A 568-nucleotide genomic window follows, 5' to 3' on the forward strand; every position below is an offset into this window, starting at 1 on the left:
ATCCGGGCAACGTGGACACAGTCTATGTCGCGGGGCGTGCGGTGAAACGAAACGGCCACATGCTGAATGTCGATCTCGATGCGCTGCGAAAGCGCGCGGTTACTTCCCAGCACTACATTCTCGGACTGCCATGAGAGTCACGACCGGATCGCGCCCGCTCGATCCCGAGCTCGCCGCTGTTGTGTCGGCCATGCGTGCCGCGCACGCACCGCCGCCGTTTTCCGGCACGTCCGAGCAGGCTCGTGAGCGGATGCGGCGCGCGATTATGAGCGCGCGAGAGTGTTTCCCGTTGCCTGTTGTGGGCGAGGTCGAAGACGCGCTCGCCGGAATTGACTACGCCCAAGTGCCAGTGCGCGTCTATCGTCCGCAGGATGCGCGGCAGAGCCTGGCAACGGTGGTGTTCTTTCACGGCGGCGGGTTTGTACTCGGCAGCGTTGAACTGATGGACGACATCGCGCGCAAATTCTGCCGTGACATGAACGCCGTCGTCGTCTCCGTCGACTACCGGCTCGCGCCCGAGCATCCGTTTCCAGCCGCGCACGACGACGCGGTGACCGCTACCCGATGG

The 568-nt window shown here is 64.4% G+C and carries 1 pseudogene; it reads left to right on the top strand.

The window, feature by feature from the left end:
• Nucleotides 1–265 precede the first annotated feature (265 nt).
• Nucleotides 266–514 (top strand): annotated as a pseudogene (locus ACFFAR_RS29980) (alpha/beta hydrolase); the annotation flags it as partial.
• Nucleotides 515–568: the final 54 nt, after the last annotated feature.

Source organism: uncultured Caballeronia sp. (assembly GCF_964243625.1).
Taxonomy (GTDB): Bacteria; Pseudomonadota; Gammaproteobacteria; order Burkholderiales; family Burkholderiaceae; genus Caballeronia.